Source organism: Pseudomonas sp. GM30, from assembly GCF_000282275.2.
GTDB lineage: Bacteria > Pseudomonadota > Gammaproteobacteria > Pseudomonadales > Pseudomonadaceae > Aquipseudomonas.
Genome location: NZ_AKJP02000016.1, coordinates 25,841 through 44,810 on the forward strand (window position 1 = coordinate 25,841; position 18,970 = coordinate 44,810).

The following is an 18,970-nucleotide window of genomic DNA, read 5'->3' on the forward strand; positions in this document are numbered from 1 at the left end:
GCGACTAATTCAATCGATTGGCTGATTTCTCTTGGCGCACTGTGCGTCAGCGATCGAAGGCATCCCACACCGGGGCGAAATCCGGGCTGACCTGACGCTGATTTTTCGGCAGTGCGGCGATCAGTGCGCGGTCTTCGGCGTCCAGTTCTACCTGCAGCGAAGCCAGGTTCGCCAGTTGATTGGCGCGGCTGCTGGCCTTGGGAATCGCCGCGACGTTGGGCTGATCCAGCAGCCATTTCAATGCGACCTGAGTCGGCAGCACGCCGTGTTTTTTCGCGATCTGCTGAATCTGCGCAATGTCCGAGACCTTGTTGCGCGCCAGCGGTGTGTAGGCCGTCAGCGCCAGGTCGTGTTGGCGCGCATAGTCGAGCAGGGCGTTCTGGCCGAGGAGGACGTGGTACTCGACCTGGATCGCTGACAGAGGGATGCCGTATTCCTCGACGACTGTGCGCAGCAGCGGCAGCGGAAAATTCGCCACGCCGATGTTGCGCGCCAGACCTTGCTCCTTGAAGGATGCGAGGGTTTCAAGCGTGCGCGGCAAGTCCCAGTCAGTGCTCGGCCAATGGATCATGAACAGGTCGACGTACTCGCTGCGCAACGCCTTGAGGCTTCGTTCCAGCGAGTGGCGCATGGCGTCGGGTTGCAACTGGTCCCACCAGACCTTGGTGGTGACATGAATCTGCTCGCGAGGCGTCGGTGTGTTCGCCAATGCTTGTCCGACCGCGTCTTCGTTGTTGTAGGCCGCCGCCGTGTCGATAGCCGAGTTCCAGCGCTTGCTCCACGGCGCGGGTGCATTCGTCGCCGAGCATCGGCCAGGTGCCGAGGCCGAGTTTCGGCATGTTCAAACCCTGGGCGTTAACGATGTGCTGCATGGTCGATCTCCTGTTCGAAAGCAGTAATGCCAGCGATATGCCGGGCGGCGATGTAGCCGAAAGTCAGCGCCGGGCCAAGGTTGATCCCGCCCGCCGGATAGTGCCCGCCCATGATGCTGGCCATGTCGCCACCAGCGGCGTAGAGCCCGGCGATGGGCCGGGCATGGGCGTCGAGCACTTGCGCCTGCGGGTTGACCTTGAGCCCGGCAAAGGTGCCGAAGCAGCCCGGTTGGACTTTCACGGCATAGAAGGGGCCGGCCTCTATTGGGGCAACGCAAGGGTTGGGAAGGTTCGCCGGATCGCCCTGTTTGCGGTTGTAGGACGTGGAACCGCGACCGAACAACGGGTCTTCGCCAAGGCGAGCCTGCAGGTTGTAGTGATCCACCGTGTGACGTAATCCAACGGGATCGATGCCGCAGGCGCTGGCCAATTCCTCCAGAGTGTTGCCGGTTTTCAGATAGCCGCTGCGGATAAATCCTGACACCGGAACGGGAAATGGCCGCGACATGCCCAGGCCATAACGCCGTTGAAAGGCGCGGCTGCAGATCAGCCACGAGGCGACTTCTTCGCCTTCAGGCGTGGCGGCAACCATGGCGCTGACGTAGTCGTAGTAACCGTTGGCTTCGTTGACGAAGCGCTGGCCGTTGCGCAGTACGCCGATGATTCCCGGTTTGCCGCGTTCGATGATGTGTGGGAAATGGCCGATGCTGCCGTCGGCATGCGGCACTTGCGAGACCGGCGCCCAGGCCACGGGCGACGCCAGGTCGGTGTTGACCGTGGCGCCGACGCTTTCGCCCAGACGCAGGCCATCGCCGTTCACCGCCAGCGGTGGCAATGCCCAGTGTTCATGACCCGTGGGCGTGCGCGGAAACAAGGCCTTGCGCCGTTCGACGTCGTTGGCGAATCCGCCGGCGGCGAGCACCACGGCTTTGCGTGCATGAATGCGGACCGGGCCTTTGGCGCTGTTGACCATCGCGCCGCAAACCCCTGCTTCATCGCGCAGCAGTTCGGTCACGGGTGCTGACTCCCATAACAGGACGCCAAGGTCCTCGGCGGACTTCGCCAGTCGTGCGACCAGCGCCACACCGTTGACCAGTTGCATGGCCCGGCCATGTACCGCGAGGTCAAGCAAGTGCCGGGTAAAACGACGGGTTACGTGCCACGCGGCTTTCAGCGATCGGCTGAGATTGAGGAACGCCGCAAGGTCGGCGCCGGCCATGATCGGCATGCCCATGAAGGACGTTTCGCGCATGGTTGTACGCAGGCGCCTGAGCAGACGTCCGACTTTTCGTCCGTCGTAAGGCGCCGCGATGACCGAGCGGCCGCCCGTGCCGGCGCCGGGTGTATCGCCATGAATGTCGGCAATGGCGTTGCCATCGGCGAATTGCAGAGCAGTGTGCTGTTCGAAGAACGCCACCATGTGTGGCGCGGCAGTGAGGAAAGCGTCGACCATTGCCGGGTCGTAATGCTCGCCAAGTTCATGGCGCAGGTACGTGCGCGGTTGCTCGACGTCTTCGACGATGCCGGCGCGCCGGGCCAGCGGATTGCACGGCACCCATGCCCAGCCCCCGGACCACGCAGTGGCACCACCAAATACCGGGTCTTTCTCGACGACGATGACTTTCAGACCGTGCCAAGCGGCAGTGACCGCTGTGGATAAACCGGCGGCACCGGAGCCGACGACCAGAACGTCGCAATCGATTTCGGGAAGTTCGGCAGGCATCAGGCAAAGCTCCGGAACTGGTTTTATTGGAATTTGATTCCAGAAATTAACCAATGAGGTGCGACTGCAACAAGGTGTGTTTCAGTAAAGTGGGCGGTTATCGCACGGCCAGTTCCGGATTTCGCTTTGTCCCGGATGTCTTCTAGAATCGGCAAAATTTCACTTGGACCTTCCCATGGCCGGCAGTCAGATCGAACGGGTATTCAGCGTGCTGGAAAGCCTCACCAGTGAGCCGCGCGGGCTGCCGATGCAGACCCTGGCCGAGCAACTGGATATCCCGAAAAGTGCCACTCATCGCATGCTTGCGGAGCTGATCCGGCTGGGCTACGTGCGGCAGAATGCCGACACTTTGCGCTATCACCTGTCGACCAAACTGGTGGCGATGGGGTTTCAGTACCTGTCGAGCAGCGGTGCCGACATCGTGCAACCGGTGCTGGATCGACTGGCTCAGGAAACTGGCGAACTGGTGCGCCTGGGGGTAATCGACGGCGAGCGCCAGACCTGGATCGCCAAGGCGCAGGGCGCGCGGACAGGCCTGCGTTATGACCCGGACATGGGCCGCGACGCGCCGTTGTTCTACACCGCTTCCGGGCACGCGTGGCTGGCCTGCATGAGCGACGCCGAAGCCTTGTCGCTGGTTGAACGCCAGGGCGTGGAAGTGCCGGTAGGCGTCGGGCCGAATGCTCCGCGCTCCAATATCGAACTGCTGGAGCGCCTGCGGCTGGCGCGGGAGCAGGGTTACGCCTGTGTCGAGGAAAGTTCGGCGGTGGGCACCTCGGCGATTGCCGCGGTGGTCAAGCATCCGGTTGACGGGCGGGTGATCGGTGTACTGAGCATAGCCGGGCCAAGCGCGCGGATGCCCGGCGCGCGGCTGCACGAATTGGCGCCGTTGCTGCTGACGTTTACTGAGGAATTGTCGGCGGCGAGCCTGGCGTCCGAATTGTTCATCTGACCCGCGCCTGTAGATTCAGCGGCAAGTACAAAGTTGTGCGGTGTTCGCACGGTTTTCCCGTCACCGGGTGTTGGATTGTGGAACGCGGTTCTAAATTGTTGCTGGAGTGACATTTCCAACAACAATCACAAAAGGATCGCGCCTTGACTCCGCCCCTTCGTATCGCCCTGATCGGCGCTGGCAACATGGGCCAGCAGCATTACCAGCATTTGCAAACCCTCGAAGAAGCCCGGTTGTGCGCAGTGGCCGATCCCGGCCCGCAAGCGCCCGCGCTGGCGGCGCAGTGGGGCGTGACGTATTTCGCTGATCATCGACAGATGCTGGAGCAGGTACGGCCAGACGCAGTGATCGTGGCCAATCCGAATAGTCAGCACGTCAGCACCGCCCTGGATTGCCTCGCCGCCGGGGTTGCGGTGCTGCTGGAGAAACCGGTGGGCGTGCATCTGGACGAGGCGCGCGAACTGGTGGCGGCAGTCAAACGCAGTGGCGTGCCGGTGCTGGTCGGCCATCATCGGCGGCACAATCCGTTGATCGTGCGCGCCCACCAATTGCTGCGCAGCGGCGCGCTCGGGCGCCTGAGCACGGTTACCGCGCTGTTCCAGTTACGCAAACCTGACCGTTATTTCGAGGTCCCGTGGCGCCGTGAGTCGGGGGCGGGCCTGTTGCTGACCAACCTGATTCACGACCTTGATCTGCTGCGTCACCTGTGCGGTGAAGTGCAGGCGGTGCAGGCCGTCACCGACAACGCAGTGCGTGGTTTTGCCAACGAAGACAGCGTGGCGCTGTTGCTGCAATTTGCCGACGGTGCACTGGGTACGCTGAGCGGTTCCGATGCAGTCGCCGCGCCGTGGAGCTGGGAGCTGAATTCCGGAGAGAACCCGGTCTATCCGCGTCAGGTCGATCAGCCGTGTTATCTGCTGGCGGGTACCGCCGGGGCGCTGAGCCTTCCGCAACTCAAGCGCTGGCATTACCCTGCCGATCAAGTCGATGCCGGTTGGCACGAACCGCTGACTGCGGTGCAAGAACATTGCGCGACCGGGGATGCTTTGCGGTTGCAGCTGGAGCATTTTGTGCAGGTCGCGCGGCGTGAAGTCGAGCCCTTGGTCAGTGCCGCCGATGCCGCGCGAACATTGGCGCTGGTCGAGGCGATTCGCGAGGCGGCGGCCAGCGGTCGTGCCTGTTCCCCGGCAGCGGTCGAGGCTTGAGCATGAACGAACGAATTCTGTCTCTGGCCAGTCTCACCGTACTCGAGTTGTCACCGCCGCAAATGGTCGAGGTGGCGGCGCGTGCCGGTTACAGCCATGTTGGCCTGCGGCTGGAGCCGGCGACGCCTGAGGAATATCACTTTCCATTGGTGGCCGATCGCGGTTTACGGCGTCAGACGCTGGCGCGTTTGCGCGACACTGGCATCGCTGTGCTCGATGTGGAAATCCTGCGTCTGAAACCGCAAACCGTGGTCGCCGATTTCGACAAGCTGCTGGCCGTCGGCGCGGAGTTCGGCGCCAGTGAATTACTGGTCGCCGGCAATGATCCTGACGAGCAACGGCTCACCGACAACTTTGCCGCGTTGTGTGATCTGGCGGCGCCTTACGGTTTGCATCCGCATCTGGAGTTCATGCCCTGGACCGATGCGCGCAACCTCGAGCAGGCGTTGCGCATCGTTGCCAATGCCGACCGGGAAAACGCCGCAGTGCTGGTCGATGCCTTTCATTTCGATCGCTCCGGCTCACGGCTGGAGGATCTGGCCAGCGTTGCGCCCGCGCGCCTGCGTTATGCGCAATTGTGCGATGTGGCGGGACCGCGACCGGGGGACATGGCCGAGATCTTGCGTCAGGCGCGCAATGAGCGGCGGTTACCCGGCGAGGGCGATTGTGACCTGCACGGTTTGTTGCGCAGTCTGCCAGCTAATATTCCACTGAGCCTGGAGATCCCCACGGTAAAACTGCTGGAGCAGGGCGTCAGCGGATTGCAACGAGCGCAGATGGCGCTCGACAGGACGCGGGAATTGTTGGCGCAGTTGTAAGTCAGTTTTTGTGGCGGGGCGCCAGCGTCCTCGCCACTGTTCATTTTTCCTTCAGAGATATCCAATGACCGTCAGCACCCCGCTCTCCGGTGTCAACCAACCCTTCAAGGGGATCTTGCTGATTGTCGTGGCGACTTTCCTGTTCTCCAGCCACGACGCGCTGTCGAAATACCTCTCGGGTTTCTACCCGATCGTCATGGTGGTGTGGGCGCGGTATCTGGTGCACACCTTGCTGATGGCGGGGATTTTCCTGCCGCAATCAGGGCTGCGTGTGCTGCGCACCAAACGGCCGTTATGGCAGTTGGCGCGGGCGCTGTGCCTGCTCGGCACCAGTCTGTTTTTCACCACCGCGCTGCTGTACATCCCGCTGGCCGAGGCCACGGCGGTCAACTTTCTTGCGCCGGTGCTGGTGACGGCGTTGTCGGTGCCGTTGCTCAAGGAGCGGGTGACGCGTGGACAGTGGATCGCGGTGATTTGCGGATTCATCGGCGTGCTGATCATCGTCCATCCGGGCGGCGAGCTGTTCACCCCGGCGGTGCTGCTGCCGTTCTGCTCGGCGTTGTTTTTCTGCTTCTATCAACTGCTGACGCGCAAGCTCAGTGAAGTCGACAGTCCGACCACCAGCAACTTCTTCGCCGGTCTGTGCAACACGCTGGTGATGAGTGCGCTGGTGCCGTTCTTCTGGCAGGTGCCGACCTTGTCGCACGCTGTGTTGATGCTGGCGTTGGGCAGCTGCGGGATGACTGCGCATCTGTTTCTGACCCAGGCGTTTCGCCACGCGGCACCGGCCCTGCTGGCGCCGTTCGGCTACTGCCAGATCGTGTTCGCGGGGCTGCTGGGGTGGGTGGTGTTCAACCACACGCCGAGTCTGCTGACGGTGATCGGGATTGCGGTGATCTGCTGCAGCGGCCTGGCGGCCGCGTGGCAGCAAAGCCGTCGCTGAAGGATCCACAAATTCCTGTGTAGGAGCTGCGGCACGCTGCGATCTTTTGATCTTCAAAATCAAGATCAAAAGATCGCAGCGTGCCGCAGCTCCTACAAGGGTAGGCCGGTTATTCGGTGACGTCTGGAATCTTGCGCGGGGCCATGAAGTACATCCAGGTCAGCGCGAGGAAGTACATCGCCGGGATCAGTGTGAACAGCACCGTGTAGTTGTTATGGGTGACGGTCAGGATGTGGCCGACGATCTGGGTCATGAACATCCCGCCGATCGCGGCGCACATACCGCCGAAACCGAACACCGTGCTCATCATGTGCTTGGGCGTGTAGTCCATCACCAGGCTCCAGATGTTTGCAGTCCAGGCCTGATGCGCGCCGATGGCCAGAGAGATTGCCGCGACGGCGACCCACAGATTGCTCGAACCGGCGGCCATGACCACGCCGATGATGCAGCAGGCGAACAGGAACATCGACAGCAGTCGCGCCTTGATCGAGTTCATGCCGCGACCGATCAGGAACGAAGACAGAATGCCGCCACCGACGCTGCCGAAGTCGGCCGTCACGTAGATGATGATCAGTGGAATACCCATCTGGGTGACGTTGATGCCCAGGTTGTATTGCTGATTGAGAAACGGCGGCAGCCAATACAGGTAGAACCAGAACACCGGCGCGGTCAGCGAATAGGCGAGGGCGAAGGCCCAGGTGCCGCGCATGCGCAGGATGCGTGAAAACGGGACGCGGGCTTGTTCCGGTTCGACTTCCTGCTGGATGTAGTCGAGTTCGGATTTCTTCACACGTGGATGGTCTTCCGGGTTGAAGTATTTCAGGCCCCAGAACAGCAGCCAGATCCCGCCCAGTGCCGACATGCACAGGAACGCCGCCTGCCAGCCCCACACGTGCAGGATCAGCGGCAGCAGCATCGGCGTGAACATCGCGCCAACGTTGGTGCCGGCGTTGAAGATACCGGTGGCCACGGCGCGTTCACCGGCGGGGAACCACAGGCGCGTGGTTTTCACGCAGGCCGGGTAATTGGCTGCTTCGGTCAGGCCGAGAATGAAGCGGCAGACCATGAAGCCGACCGCCGACGTTGCCAGACCGTGAGCGCCGGTGGCCAGGCTCCAGAGCAGCACGGCGCAGAAGAACACGCGCTTGACGCCGATCCGGTCGATCAGGCGTCCCTGCAGGACGAAGCCGATGGCGTAGCCGACCTGGAACCAGAAGTTGATGTTGGCGTAATCCATCGCCGTCCAGCTCATTTCCTTGGCGAGGATCGGCTGCATGACACCGAGGGCGGCGCGGTCGATGTAGTTCAGGGTCGTGGCGAAAAACACCAGCGCCAGCATGCCCCAACGGGTCTTGCCGACGGCCATGGCGCCGCGGATCTTGTCGCCGATGCCACCCGTGGCAGTGCTCATGGCCGGGGCCATGCGGGAAGTCTGTGAAGGAATCATTGTTCCACCCGTTTTTGAATTTGTTATGTGGTGTTGTTTGCACGCACTGCGACCGAAGGTTCATTTCCGGACTCAATGTGGAGTCGATGGTGGGCAGTGGACGAAAAATCGTCAATTCGCCGAAACGCCATAGTGTTCGATAATCGCACGCAAAACTAACCGGCTGGTACACTTTAAATTGCTGCTGAAGACGATGCAGCCAATAATTTCCTCACGATAAAAAACGGGCCTCTGCAGGCGCTGCCGAAGGCTGCGATCTTTGTTTGTGAAGATCAAAGGATCGCAGCCTTCGGCAGCTCCTGCAGGGACGCGTGACAAGACGATCTCCATCGGGAGTAGAAACATGCAGCATTCCATTGCCACCGTTTCCCTGAGCGGCACCCTGCCGGAAAAGCTCGAAGCCATTGCCGCCGCCGGGTTCGACGGGGTCGAGATCTTTGAAAACGATCTTCTGTATTACGACGGCAGTCCGCGGGAAATCAGGCAGATGTGCGCTGACTTGGGGATCGCCATCACCCTGTTCCAGCCGTTCCGCGATTTTGAAGGCTGCCGCCGTGATCGACTGGCGCGCAATCTTGAGCGGGCCGAGCGCAAATTCGACTTGATGCAGGAACTGGGCACCGATCTGGTGCTGGTGTGCAGCAACGCCTCGGCGGACAGCGTCGGCGACCGGCAGATTCTGGTCGATGACCTGCGGCTGCTGGCTGAACGTGCCGGCGCTCGCGGGTTGCGCATCGGCTATGAAGCGCTGGCCTGGGGCCGGCACGTCAATACTTATCAACAGGTCTGGGACATCGTCCGCCAGGCCGATCACCTGGCACTCGGCGTGCTGCTCGACAGCTTTCACACTTTGTCGCTGAAAGGTGATCCAGGCGCGATCGCCGACATTCCCGGCGACAAGATCTTCTTTGTGCAAATGGCCGACGCGCCGATCCTCGCCATGGATGTCCTGGAGTGGAGCCGGCATTTCCGTTGCTTCCCGGGGCAGGGCGAGTTCGATCTGCCGGGGTTCCTTGCGCCGATTATCCAGAGTGGTTACACCGGGCCGTTGTCGCTGGAAATCTTCAACGATGGCTTCCGCGCCGCGCCGCCACGGGCGAATGCCGCCGATGGTCTGCGGTCTCTGCTGTATCTGGAGGAGAAAACCCGCCAGCGTCTGGAGCAGCAGGTAACGCCGGTGAGTAACCGCGACATCCTTTTCGAAACGCCGCCGGCCAGTGAGTACAACGGCATCGAGTTTCTTGAGTTCGCCGTCGACGAAAGCCTCGGCGCCAAACTGAGCAACTGGCTGGAACGCCTGGGTTTCGTCAAGGCCGGGCAACACCGCTCCAAGAGTGTGAGCCTGTTGCGTCAGGGCGATATCAACCTGATCCTCAACGCCGAACCCTATTCGTTCGGCCACAGTTTTTTCGAGGCCCATGGCCCTTCGCTGTGCGCCACTGCCGTGCGGGTCAAGGATAGCGCCAGCGCTCTGGCCCGCGCCGTTGCCTACAAGGGTCAGCCCTATCGCGGGCTGGTCGGCCCCAACGAACTGGAACTGGCCGCCGTACGCGCGCCGGACGGCAGCCTGATTTATCTGGTGGATGAAGCGGCGGACGTTTATGGCACCGACTTCAATCTGCTGCCGAACGCTCAGGCCCGTGGCGGCCTCAAGCGCATCGATCACATGGCCATGGCGTTGCCGGCCGACAGCCTCGACAGTTGGGTGCTGTTCTACAAGAGCCTGCTGGATTTCGAGGCCGACGATGAGGTGGTGCTGCCCGATCCATATGGGCTGGTGAAGAGCCGCGCGTTGCGCAGCCGCGACAGTTCTATCCGCCTGCCGCTGAATATCTCGGAGAACCGCAATACCGCTATTTCTCACGCACTGTCGAGTTATCGCGGTTCCGGTGTGCATCACATCGCCTTCGATTGTGATGACATCTTCGCCGAAGTCAGTCGCGCCAAGGAGGCCGGCGTGCCGCTGCTGGATATCCCGCTGAACTATTACGACGACCTCGCGGCACGCTTCGATTTCGACGACGAATTCCTCAGCGAGCTGGCGTACTACAACGTGCTCTACGACCGCGACGCGCAGGGCGGTGAGCTGTTCCACGTGTACACCGAGCCGTTCGAGGGACGCTTCTTCTTCGAGATCATCCAGCGTAAAAACGGTTATGCCGGTTATGGTGCGGCGAACGTCGCGGTCCGTCTGGCGGCAATGGCCAAATCACGCAGTGGCGCCGTGCGTCAGGCGAAGTTGTAGGAAATTCGTAAACGCGGGATTAAACACGAGCCGCGTGGCTTCCTTCACTGTGCAGCGCGGCCCATAATCGCCAACCTGTGCAGTGATGGCCGTGAGCCCGCAATGACAATGACTTCAGAACTTCCCGCCGCTCCCGTCGAATCCGGCATCGAGCCGCGCAAGAGTCGCAAGAACAACCCGGAAAAAACCCGCGAGAACATCCTGCAGGAGGCGATCGTCGAGTTCGTTCAGCAGGGCCTGTCCGGCGCCCGCGTTGACGCGATCGCCGAGCGTATCCACACCTCCAAACGCATGATCTATTACTACTTCGGCAGTAAGGAGCAGTTGTACGTCGAGGTGTTGGAGAAGCTTTACGGCGACATCCGCAGCACCGAAAACCGCCTGCACCTGGCCGAGTTGCCGCCGGTGGTGGCGATCCGTCGACTGGTGGAATTCACCTTCGATCACCACGACCGCAACGTCGATTTCGTGCGCATCGTGTGTATCGAAAATATCCACAACGCCGAGTTCGTAAAGCGTTCGGATGCGATAAAGGCGATGAACAATACGATCCTCGATTCACTGGGCGAGATTTTGCGTCGCGGTGCCGAGGAGGGTGTCTTCCGCGCCGGGCTGGACGCGCTGGATGTGCACTTGTTGATCAGCTCGTTCTGCTTCTATCGCGTCTCGAACCGCCATACGTTCGGTGAGATTTTTCAGATCGACCTGCCGGATGAAAGCATCAAGCAGCGTCATCGCGAGATGATCTGCGAGTCGGTGTTGCGCTACTTGCAGCCGTGACAAGCAAAAGATCGCAGCCTTCGGCAGCTCCTACACAAGGCCCTGTAGGAGCTGCCGAAGGCTGCGATCTTTTGATCTTTTAAACGTTCATGCTTTGAAAATGCGCCAGCATGCGCTGCGCATCCGGCACCACGCCGCTGAACAGCTCAAATGCCTTCACCGCCTGAAACACCGCCATGTTGCCGCCGTCCAGCGTGCGGCAACCCAGCGCGCGGGCGTTGCGCAGCAGTTCGGTTTCCAGCGGGAAGTAAACGATCTCCGCGACCCACAGTTCCTTGCGCAGCAACTCCACCGGCACCGGCATCCCCGGCAGTTTGGCCATGCCCATCGGCGTGGTGTTCACCAGGCCATCGGCCTGATTCAGCGTGCCCGGCAGATCACGCCCGGCCAGCGCGCGGCCTGAGCCGAAATGCTGGTTGAGGTTGTTCGCCAGACTCTCGGCGCGTTCGCGGTCGACGTCGAAAATGCTCAGCTGCTGTACGCCTTCACTCAACAGCGCGTGGGCCACCGCCGCCCCTGCACCCCCGGCGCCCATCTGGACCACACGTTCACGCGCAGCGTCCTTCAGGCCCCGACGAAAACCTTCGGCAAAACCCAGGCAATCGGTGTTGTGGCCGATGCGCTTGCCGTCCTTGAGTACCACAGTGTTGACCGCGCCGATGCCCCGGGCTTCCGGCGACAGTTCGTCGAGCAGCGGGATGATCGCCTGCTTGCACGGAAAGGTGATGTTCAGACCGGTGTAGTTCATCCGTTCGGCGGCCTGCAGCAAGTCGGGCAGGGCGTTGCTGTCCAGATGCAACTGATCGAGGTCGATCAGCCGATACAGGTAACGCAGGCCTTGCGCATCGCCTTCGTGTTCATGCAGGGCTGGCGTGCGCGAGGCCTGAATGCCAGCGCCAATCAGCCCGGCGAGTATTACGTTCTTGCGGATCATGCTGCGCGTCCTTTCAGCCGTTGACTGAAATGCTCCAACGCCAGGCGATAGCCATGACTGCCGAAGCCGCACATCACCGCCGTAGCGATGGCAGAAACGAAGGAGTGATGGCGGAACGGCTCACGCGCATGGACGTTGGACAGATGCACTTCGATCACCGGCAACTCACTGGCGACCAGCGCGTCGCGGATCGCCACCGAGGTGTGCGTCCAGGCCGCCGGGTTGATCACGATCCCGGCGCAACGCCCGCGTGCCGCGTGAATCCAGTCGAGCAATTCACCTTCGTGATTGGTCTGGCGAAACTCCACCGTCAGGCCGAATTCTTCGGCGGCACGCCCGCACAGTGCAGAGATATCAGCCAGGGTTTCGTGACCGTAGGTCGCCGGTTCACGGGTGCCGAGCAGGTTCAGGTTCGGGCCGTTGAGCACCAGAACGATAGGGGACATGGGGCAAACTCCACTTATTGTTGTTGGCTTGGGCCGAGTGTTTCAGCCTGTGGAGGTAAAATGTACCAGATGGTTACCATGGTCAATTGAACGGCGTTGCGTCCGATGTTTTATGTTCGGTGATCGCACAAGAGCCACATTGCATTCGGATTTTTCGAATTGTATCGACAGTTTTGCTTACGTTTTTTCTCGAAGATGCAGCGCTTCCTCATCCGTGCCGACGCTAGTCTGAATGTGGTGAAAGGCATTGAGGTGCAGTGCAGCACCGGCCGTCGGATTTGAAAGGAAAATCGAATTCTGAAACTTATTAACCTAACGGATGGGTTAGCATGAAAGTATGCAACTACAAGGGATTGTCGATAAGCATCATGTTGCGAGATGAGCATTGCCCGCCACATGTTCACGTTAATGCAGGCGCCTGGAATGCCCGATTTCAGTTCAGTTTCTGGCACAACGACATTGACCTGTGGGATGTCGTGCCGCTTTCACGTCGACCGCCGCTGGCGGTGCTGGAAGGATTGTGTCGATCACTGGGGCAACCTGCTCATCTGCGTCGCGCACGAGGGATCTGGTGGTCAGTCTTGCAGACAGTTTGTCTCGACAATCAGGTGTGGGACTGCGAGTCAAACGAAGTTCCCGTGATGAAACCGGTCACCGCTACGACCTACAGGATCAGTTCGGCGCGTTATGAGCCAGAAGCAGACAAGACTGTTCTGACATTGCTCGGCAAACTGGCAGGAGTTGAAATCGATTTATGAAAGTCATCAAGGCAAAGCCGTCCGTACATCGTCCGCTGACGGAAGAAATGCTTGATGCCGCGATAAAACGTGGCGAAGCGCGCCAAGCTAGTAGCTTGCAGGCTGTTTCTGTGACCTTTGAAAGCCCGTCTCTGGTCATTCGTTTTGAAGACGGCAGCGGTGTGATGCTACCGGTGAGCCAGTATTCGGAGTTCGACGGGTTTGATTCAGACGATTATGCGAACCTGACAGTCGGCTATGCAGGCACTGCGCTTTGCCACGAGGGCAAAGACCTCGACGTTTCCATCACCGGAATGATTTCGGCGAGCCCGTCACTCATGAGGATGGCGGCTTCGGTGGTTGCGTCGCGCAACGGTCGTCAAAGCAGTGCGGCAAAATCCGAAGCTGCACGAGCAAATGGCAAGAAGGGCGGGCGTCCACGTAAGACCGACACTGCACCGTAAGCAGGAACAAAAAAGCCGTCAATCAAGACGGCTTTTTCGTATCCGGCATTCGCCATCAACGGCGGGTCAGCAACACCCCGGACTCCATGTGATGCGTCCACGGGAACTGGTCGAACATCGCGCAGCGGGTGATGCGGTGCGTGTCGTGCAGTTGGGCGATGTTGGCCGCCAGGGTTTCCGGGTTACAGGAGATGTACAGGATGTTGTCGAAGCGTCGGGTCAGCTCGCAGGTGTCCGGGTCCATGCCGGCGCGTGGCGGGTCGACGAATACGCTGCCGAACTCGTAGCTCTTCAGGTCGATGCCTTGCAGGCGACGGAACGGGCGCACTTCGTTGAGCGCTTCGGTCAGCTCTTCGGCGGACAGACGCACCAGCGTGACGTTATCCACAGCGTTTTCGCTGAGGTTGCTCAGTGCGGCGTTGACCGAAGTCTTGCTGATCTCGGTGGCCAGCACTTTGCGCACGCGGGTGGCGAGCGGCAGGGTGAAGTTGCCGTTGCCGCAGTACAGCTCCAGCAGATCGTCAGGACGATCACCCAGCGCTTCGTATGCCCAGTTGAGCATCTTCTGGTTCACCGTGCCGTTGGGCTGGGTGAACGCACCTTCCGGCTGGCGATAGCTGAACGTGCGACCACCGACGTCGAGTTTCTCCACCACGTAATCGTGGCCGATGACTTCGCGTTTGCCCTTGGAACGGCCGATGACGCTGACGTTGAGATCAGCCGCCAACTTCGACGCGGCCGCATGCCAGTGCTCATCCAGCGGACGGTGATAGCACAGGGTAATCATCGCATCGCCGGCCAGAGTGGTCAGGAGCTCCACCTGGAACAGCTTGTGGCTCAGCGCCGAACTGGCCTGCCATGCCGCCTTGAGCTGCGGCATTAACTGGTTGATGCGCAGGCTGGCAATCGGGAACTCTTCGATCAGGATCGGCGTGCGTTTGTCGTCTTGGGAAAACATCGCGTAGTGCCGCTCACCGGCCTCGCGCCACAGGCGAAATTCCGCGCGCAGGCGGAAGTTCTGCAGCGGCGAGTCGAACACGGTCGGCTCTGGCGCACCGAACGGGGCCAGCAGGTCACGCAAACGCGTGACCTTGTCTTCGAGCTGAGTGGCGTAGGCCTGGGAATCGAAAGTCATGCGTTGAACCAACCCAACTTGATCACGAACAGAATCGACAGAATCACCAGCGCCGGGTTCAGCTCACGGGCGCGGCCCGACAGCAGCTTGATCACGGTCCAGGAAATGAAGCCGAACGCGATGCCGTTGGCGATCGAGTAAGTGAACGGCATGGCCAGCGCAGTGACCACCACCGGCGCGGCGACGGTAATGTCTTCCCAGTCTATTTCCGCCAGGCCCGAGGTCATCAGCACGGCGACGAACAGCAGTGCCGGAGCGGTGGCGAAGGCTGGAACGCTGGCCGCCAGTGGCGAGAAGAACAGCGCCAGCAGGAACAGGATCGCCACGACGATGGCCGTCAGACCGGTACGGCCGCCAGCACTCACGCCGGCAGCCGATTCGATGTAGCTGGTGGTGGTCGAAGTGCCCAGCAGCGAACCGGCCATCGCGGCGGTGCTGTCGGCGATCAGTGCACGACCCATTTTCGGCATATGGCCGTCCTTGCCCATCAGGCCGGCACGCTTGGCGACGCCGATCAGGGTGCCGGAGTTGTCGAACAGGTCGACGAACAGGAAGGCGAAGATCACGCTGACCAGACCGATGTCCAGTGCGCCCTTGATGTCCAGTTGCATGAAGGTCGGCGCCAGCGAAGGTGGCATCGAAGTCACGCCGCCGAACGGGGTGAAGCCCATGGCGATGGAAATGATGGTCACTGCCAGAATGCCGATCAGCACCGCGCCGCGCACTTTCAGCGCTTCGAGGGCGACGATCAGGGCGAAACCAAGGGTGGCGAGAATCGGCGCCGGGGCTTTCAGGTCACCGAGGCCGACCATGGTCGCCGGGTTGCTGACCACGATGCCGGCGTTGTGCAGGGCGATCAGCGCGAGGAACAGGCCGATACCGGCAGCAATCGCCGAGCGCAGTGGCAGCGGGATGCTGTTGATGATCCATTCGCGGATGCGGAAGATCGACAGCAGGAAGAAGCACACCGCCGAGATGAACACCGCGCCCAGCGCCACTTGCCAGGTGTGGCCCATGTGCAGGACCACGGTGTAGGTAAAGAAGGCGTTCAGGCCCATTCCCGGTGCGAGGGCGATCGGGTAGTTGGCGATCAGGCCCATGATGGTCGAGCCGATGGCGGCTGCCAGACAGGTGGCGACGAACACCGCGCCTTTGTCCATGCCGGTCTCGCCGAGAATGCTCGGGTTGACGAACAGAATGTAGGCCATGGCCAGGAAGGTCGTGACGCCCGCAAGAATCTCGGTGCGCACATTGGTGTTGTGTGCCTTGAGTTGAAACAGCCTTTCCAGCATGTCTGCTCCCCGTGGCGCGCGCGGCGCCGTGAATGTATCGACCTCAACAGCAAAGCACAGACCGTCGCAAGCGCCTGGGAATTTATGGTGGGCCGGAAAAAGCCGCGCATCATACCAGCCGCGTGAGGAATATGGCGGATGTTGGTGCCGAACGTCGTCGAAGTTTTGCCGCAGGGCCAACTGCGCCATACTGCGCGCTGAATTTTTCGGGGAAACGCGATCACATGGGCAAGCGCTGGATGAAGGCTTTCGGGTTAGTGGCCGGGCTGATGGCCGGGTCGACGGCGGCGCTGGCAGCCTCGGCACCACCGTTGACGCAAGTGAAAGTGATCAAGGTTCAGTCGCCCGCCTGTGGGCTGGAAGACATCGGTGACGGACAGACCCAGACTCAATGCAATCACGCCGGGCCGAGTATCAAGGTGTACGTACTGGAAGTCGGCTATGGCCAGAACCAGCCGCACGCTACGCTGGACGGTTTTGAAGTCAACGGCACCCGGGCGCCGGTGTGCGCCTTTGATAACGGCAACCTGACCGAGTGCACGCCCGGCAGCAAAACTGTCGGCTCGCTGTATACCTTCGATCTGGCGGGCAAGCAGGAAGGCACTTTCAGTTTCAGCAACACCTCGATCAACGCGCCACGCAACACCATGTCGACCCAGCTTTACATCAAGTAACGGCTGTCAACGAACGGGGCAGGGCAAAGCTGACTACGCTTTAAAGATCACTCAGCGGATGGCGCCCATGACCTTTAGAGCCCTGATTACCCTCGCCGAGGGCATCGATGATCTGCAAAGCGTGACCCTGATCGACGTGCTGCGCCGTGCCGGCGTCGAAGTCGTGGCGGCCAGCATCGAAGGTCGGCGCATGCTGACCTGCGCGCGCGGTACGCGTCTCACGGCGGATGGCATGCTGATTGATGTACCGGCGCAGACTTTCGACCTGATCGTCCTGCCCGGTGGTGTTGTCGGTGCACAACATCTGGCAGCGCATCAGCCGCTGCAACAATTACTCAAGGACCAGGCCAGCGCCGGGCGCCTGTTCGCCGCCATCGCCGAGTCGCCGGCCATCGCCCTGCAAGCTTTTGGCGTGTTGCGTCAACGGCGCATGACCTGCCTGCCGAGTGCCAGCCATCAACTTTTAGGCTGTACGTTTGTTGATCAATCGGTGGTGGTCGACGGCAACGGCATCACCGCCCAAGGCTCAGGTGGCGCACTGGTGTTTGCCCTGACGCTGGTGGAGCAGCTTGGTGGCAAGGCGTTGCGGGCGAAAGTGGCGGGGGAGATGTTGGTTTGACGAGCCTCAGACCTTCGCCTCTTCCACCGGCACATGCATCCGGTCGCGGTTGGCCAGCGTCGGAAACAGTTTGATCCACGTTCCGGTGACCACCAGTGTGCCGATCCCGCCCATGACCACGGCCGGCACGGTGCCGAACCAGTGGGCGGTGAGGCCGGATTCGAATTCCCCCAACTGGTTCGAGGCGCCGATGAACAGGCCGTTCACCGCGCTGACCCGGCCGCGCATCTCGTCCGGGGTTTCCAGTTGCACGAAGGAGGCGCGGATGACCATGCTGATCATGTCCGCCGCGCCGAGCACCACCAGCACCGCCAGCGAGAACCAGAACGAGGTCGACAGGCCAAAGGCGATGGTTGCCACGCCGAATACGCCGACCGCGGTGAACATCACCCGGCCAACGTTGCGCTCGACGGCGAACCGGGCGAGGAACAGTGACATCCCCAGCGCGCCAACCGCCGGCGCCGAGCGCAGCAGGCCCAGACCCCACGGCCCGGTGAGCAGGATGTCCTTGGCGAACACCGGCAGCAGCGCCGTCGCACCACCGAGCAACACCGCGAACAGATCCAGCGAGATCGCCCCGAGAATGTCCGGGCGGCTGCGAATGAAGCGGATGCCTGCCAGCAACGAATCCAGCGTGGCTTTACCCTTGTTCAGCGGCGTTTGCCGGGCGGGCAGGTTGAGCATCAAGGTGCAGGCGATGACGTAGAGCAATACCGTCGGGCCGTAGACCCAGACGCTGCCGAACGCGTAAAGCAAGCCACCGAGGGCTGGAGCGACAATGGTGGCTGACTGTTGAGCCGATTGCGCGGCGGCGACCGCCCGTGGAAACAGGGCGCTGGGCACGATGCTCGGCAGCAGCGCCTGGGTCGTCGGCATTTCGAAGGAGCGCGCCGCACCGAGCAGGAAGGCGAGGATAAAGATCATTTCCCGGGTGACGTGGTCGGTCGCACTGCCGATGGCCAGTGCCAGGGCAATCAATGCCTGCAACGACTGGCAGATCGCGGCGACCCGGCGCCGGTCATAACGGTCGGCGACATGCCCGGTGTGCAGCATGAACAGCACCCGAGGCGCGAATTCGACCAGACCGACCAACCCCAGGTCGAGCACGTTGCCGGTCAGTTGGTACAGATTCCAGCCGATCGCCACGGTGAGCATCTGAAAACCGCTGGCGGTAAAGATCCGGGCGAACCAGAACGCGAGAAACGGACGATGGTGACGTAACAGCAGGGGCTCTTGGCTGGGCATCTGAAGGCAGGTCTGGCTCGGGGGGGAACCGCGAGGTTATCACCAGTCTGTAACAGGAAGTTGCTATGACAGAAAATTTAGTTAGCCAGACATCGATTATCCGGATACCCCTTTCTCTGTGGCGAGGGAGCTTGCTCCCGCCGGGTCGCGAAGCGGCCCCAAGCCAGCGCAATCCTGCTTTCAGGCAAGCGCTGGAAAATCTTTTTACGACTGCTGCGCAGCCGAGCGGGAGCAAGCTCCCTCGCCACAAAGGGTTTTCTGGCTCTGGGACATCTGTTTCAGAGCGTTGCCCAGGCAATGAGGCAACTTGTCACGCGGCAAACGACCACGCGGTTGTTCGTCGCAAATGGGACTACTCTTTCAACGTTGCTTGATCCAGATCAAGACCCTCCCAGGCGATGGTCTGGTGGCCCGTCGGCCAGACTCCCTGCGTTGCGAT

At 61.2% G+C, this 18,970-nt stretch carries 18 protein-coding genes and 1 pseudogene; 10 read left to right on the plus strand and 9 right to left on the minus strand.

From position 1 onward, the window contains the following. Nucleotides 1-46: 46 nt before the first annotated feature. Nucleotides 47-872, minus strand: a pseudogene (locus tag PMI25_RS12150) (aldo/keto reductase). Further along, nucleotides 856-2,595, minus strand: coding sequence for an FAD-dependent oxidoreductase (locus PMI25_RS12155; protein WP_007963732.1), 1,740 nt, complete (start codon nucleotides 2,593-2,595; stop codon nucleotides 856-858). Before PMI25_RS12155 ends, PMI25_RS12150 begins: the two are co-directional and overlap by 17 nt. Before the next feature lie 175 nt (nucleotides 2,596-2,770). Between PMI25_RS12155 and PMI25_RS12160 the strand changes: the two genes are divergently transcribed. The 4 genes from PMI25_RS12160 (at nucleotide 2,771) to PMI25_RS12175 (ending at nucleotide 6,513) form a co-directional block, all read left to right on the plus strand. Continuing rightward, a complete protein-coding gene (locus PMI25_RS12160; RefSeq protein ID WP_007963733.1) occupies nucleotides 2,771-3,547 on the plus strand; it encodes an IclR family transcriptional regulator in 777 nt (258 codons plus the stop codon). Between the two features lie 143 nt (nucleotides 3,548-3,690). Beyond that, entirely contained in the window at nucleotides 3,691-4,752 is a 1,062-nt protein-coding gene (locus PMI25_RS12165; protein WP_007963734.1) for a Gfo/Idh/MocA family protein, read from the plus strand. A gap of 2 nt (nucleotides 4,753-4,754) precedes the next feature. Next, complete coding sequence (locus PMI25_RS12170; RefSeq protein ID WP_007963735.1) at nucleotides 4,755-5,570, plus strand: sugar phosphate isomerase/epimerase family protein; 816 nt, start codon at nucleotides 4,755-4,757, stop codon at nucleotides 5,568-5,570. A 64-nt stretch (nucleotides 5,571-5,634) separates the two neighbouring features. Further along, nucleotides 5,635-6,513: a DMT family transporter gene (locus tag PMI25_RS12175; protein ID WP_007963736.1), complete on the plus strand. Its 879-nt coding sequence runs from the start codon at nucleotides 5,635-5,637 to the stop codon at nucleotides 6,511-6,513. 109 nt (nucleotides 6,514-6,622) lie between these two features. Here the strand turns inward: PMI25_RS12175 and PMI25_RS12180 are convergent, their stop codons facing one another. Next, nucleotides 6,623-7,960 (minus strand): MFS transporter, encoded by a 1,338-nt coding sequence (locus PMI25_RS12180; protein ID WP_007963737.1) that lies wholly within the window; start codon nucleotides 7,958-7,960, stop codon nucleotides 6,623-6,625. Nucleotides 7,961-8,071: 111 nt separating this feature from the next. Next, nucleotides 8,072-8,305: a hypothetical protein gene (locus PMI25_RS12185; protein ID WP_045122042.1), complete on the minus strand. Its 234-nt coding sequence runs from the start codon at nucleotides 8,303-8,305 to the stop codon at nucleotides 8,072-8,074. On the opposite strand from PMI25_RS12185, the gene quiC reads away from it, so the two are divergent. Both quiC and PMI25_RS12195 read left to right on the plus strand, forming a co-directional pair. Then, entirely contained in the window at nucleotides 8,304-10,205 is a 1,902-nt protein-coding gene (quiC, locus tag PMI25_RS12190) for a 3-dehydroshikimate dehydratase QuiC (protein WP_007963739.1), read from the plus strand. The two genes, PMI25_RS12185 and quiC, sit on opposite strands and share 2 nt — an antisense overlap. 102 nt (nucleotides 10,206-10,307) lie before the next feature. After that, nucleotides 10,308-10,985 (plus strand): TetR family transcriptional regulator, encoded by a 678-nt coding sequence (locus PMI25_RS12195; RefSeq protein ID WP_007963740.1) that lies wholly within the window; start codon nucleotides 10,308-10,310, stop codon nucleotides 10,983-10,985. 79 nt (nucleotides 10,986-11,064) lie between these two features. Here the strand turns inward: PMI25_RS12195 and PMI25_RS12200 are convergent, their stop codons facing one another. Continuing rightward, nucleotides 11,065-11,919, minus strand: coding sequence for a shikimate dehydrogenase (locus PMI25_RS12200; protein WP_007963741.1), 855 nt, complete (start codon nucleotides 11,917-11,919; stop codon nucleotides 11,065-11,067). Next, nucleotides 11,916-12,365, minus strand: coding sequence for a type II 3-dehydroquinate dehydratase (aroQ, locus tag PMI25_RS12205; protein ID WP_007963742.1), 450 nt, complete (start codon nucleotides 12,363-12,365; stop codon nucleotides 11,916-11,918). Before aroQ ends, PMI25_RS12200 begins: the two co-directional genes overlap by 4 nt. A 329-nt stretch (nucleotides 12,366-12,694) precedes the next feature. Here aroQ and PMI25_RS28095 point away from each other — a divergent pair, with 329 nt between their 5' ends. Together PMI25_RS28095 and PMI25_RS12210 are read left to right on the plus strand one after the other, a co-directional pair. Further along, entirely contained in the window at nucleotides 12,695-13,123 is a 429-nt protein-coding gene (locus PMI25_RS28095) for a hypothetical protein (RefSeq protein ID WP_007963743.1), read from the plus strand. Beyond that, entirely contained in the window at nucleotides 13,120-13,566 is a 447-nt protein-coding gene (locus PMI25_RS12210) for a DUF2442 domain-containing protein (RefSeq protein ID WP_007963744.1), read from the plus strand. The genes PMI25_RS28095 and PMI25_RS12210 overlap by 4 nt, the downstream gene beginning before the upstream one ends. Nucleotides 13,567-13,621: 55 nt before the next feature. On the opposite strand, the gene trmA is transcribed toward PMI25_RS12210, so the two are convergent. After that, complete coding sequence (gene trmA, locus PMI25_RS12215) at nucleotides 13,622-14,701, minus strand: tRNA (uridine(54)-C5)-methyltransferase TrmA (protein ID WP_007963746.1); 1,080 nt, start codon at nucleotides 14,699-14,701, stop codon at nucleotides 13,622-13,624. Next, nucleotides 14,698-15,993 (minus strand): NCS2 family permease, encoded by a 1,296-nt coding sequence (locus PMI25_RS12220; protein WP_007963748.1) that lies wholly within the window; start codon nucleotides 15,991-15,993, stop codon nucleotides 14,698-14,700. Before PMI25_RS12220 ends, trmA begins: the two co-directional genes overlap by 4 nt. A gap of 224 nt (nucleotides 15,994-16,217) precedes the next feature. Here PMI25_RS12220 and PMI25_RS12225 point away from each other — a divergent pair, with 224 nt between their 5' ends. Together PMI25_RS12225 and PMI25_RS12230 are read left to right on the plus strand one after the other, a co-directional pair. Further along, complete coding sequence (locus PMI25_RS12225) at nucleotides 16,218-16,667, plus strand: DUF4879 domain-containing protein (RefSeq protein ID WP_007963749.1); 450 nt, start codon at nucleotides 16,218-16,220, stop codon at nucleotides 16,665-16,667. A 67-nt stretch (nucleotides 16,668-16,734) separates the two neighbouring features. Further along, a complete protein-coding gene (locus PMI25_RS12230; protein WP_007963750.1) occupies nucleotides 16,735-17,286 on the plus strand; it encodes a DJ-1 family glyoxalase III in 552 nt (183 codons plus the stop codon). Between the two features lie 6 nt (nucleotides 17,287-17,292). Here PMI25_RS12230 and PMI25_RS12235 read toward each other — a convergent pair whose 3' ends face one another. Beyond that, complete coding sequence (locus tag PMI25_RS12235) at nucleotides 17,293-18,531, minus strand: MFS transporter (RefSeq protein ID WP_007963751.1); 1,239 nt, start codon at nucleotides 18,529-18,531, stop codon at nucleotides 17,293-17,295. Between the last annotated feature and the right edge of the window lie 439 nt (nucleotides 18,532-18,970).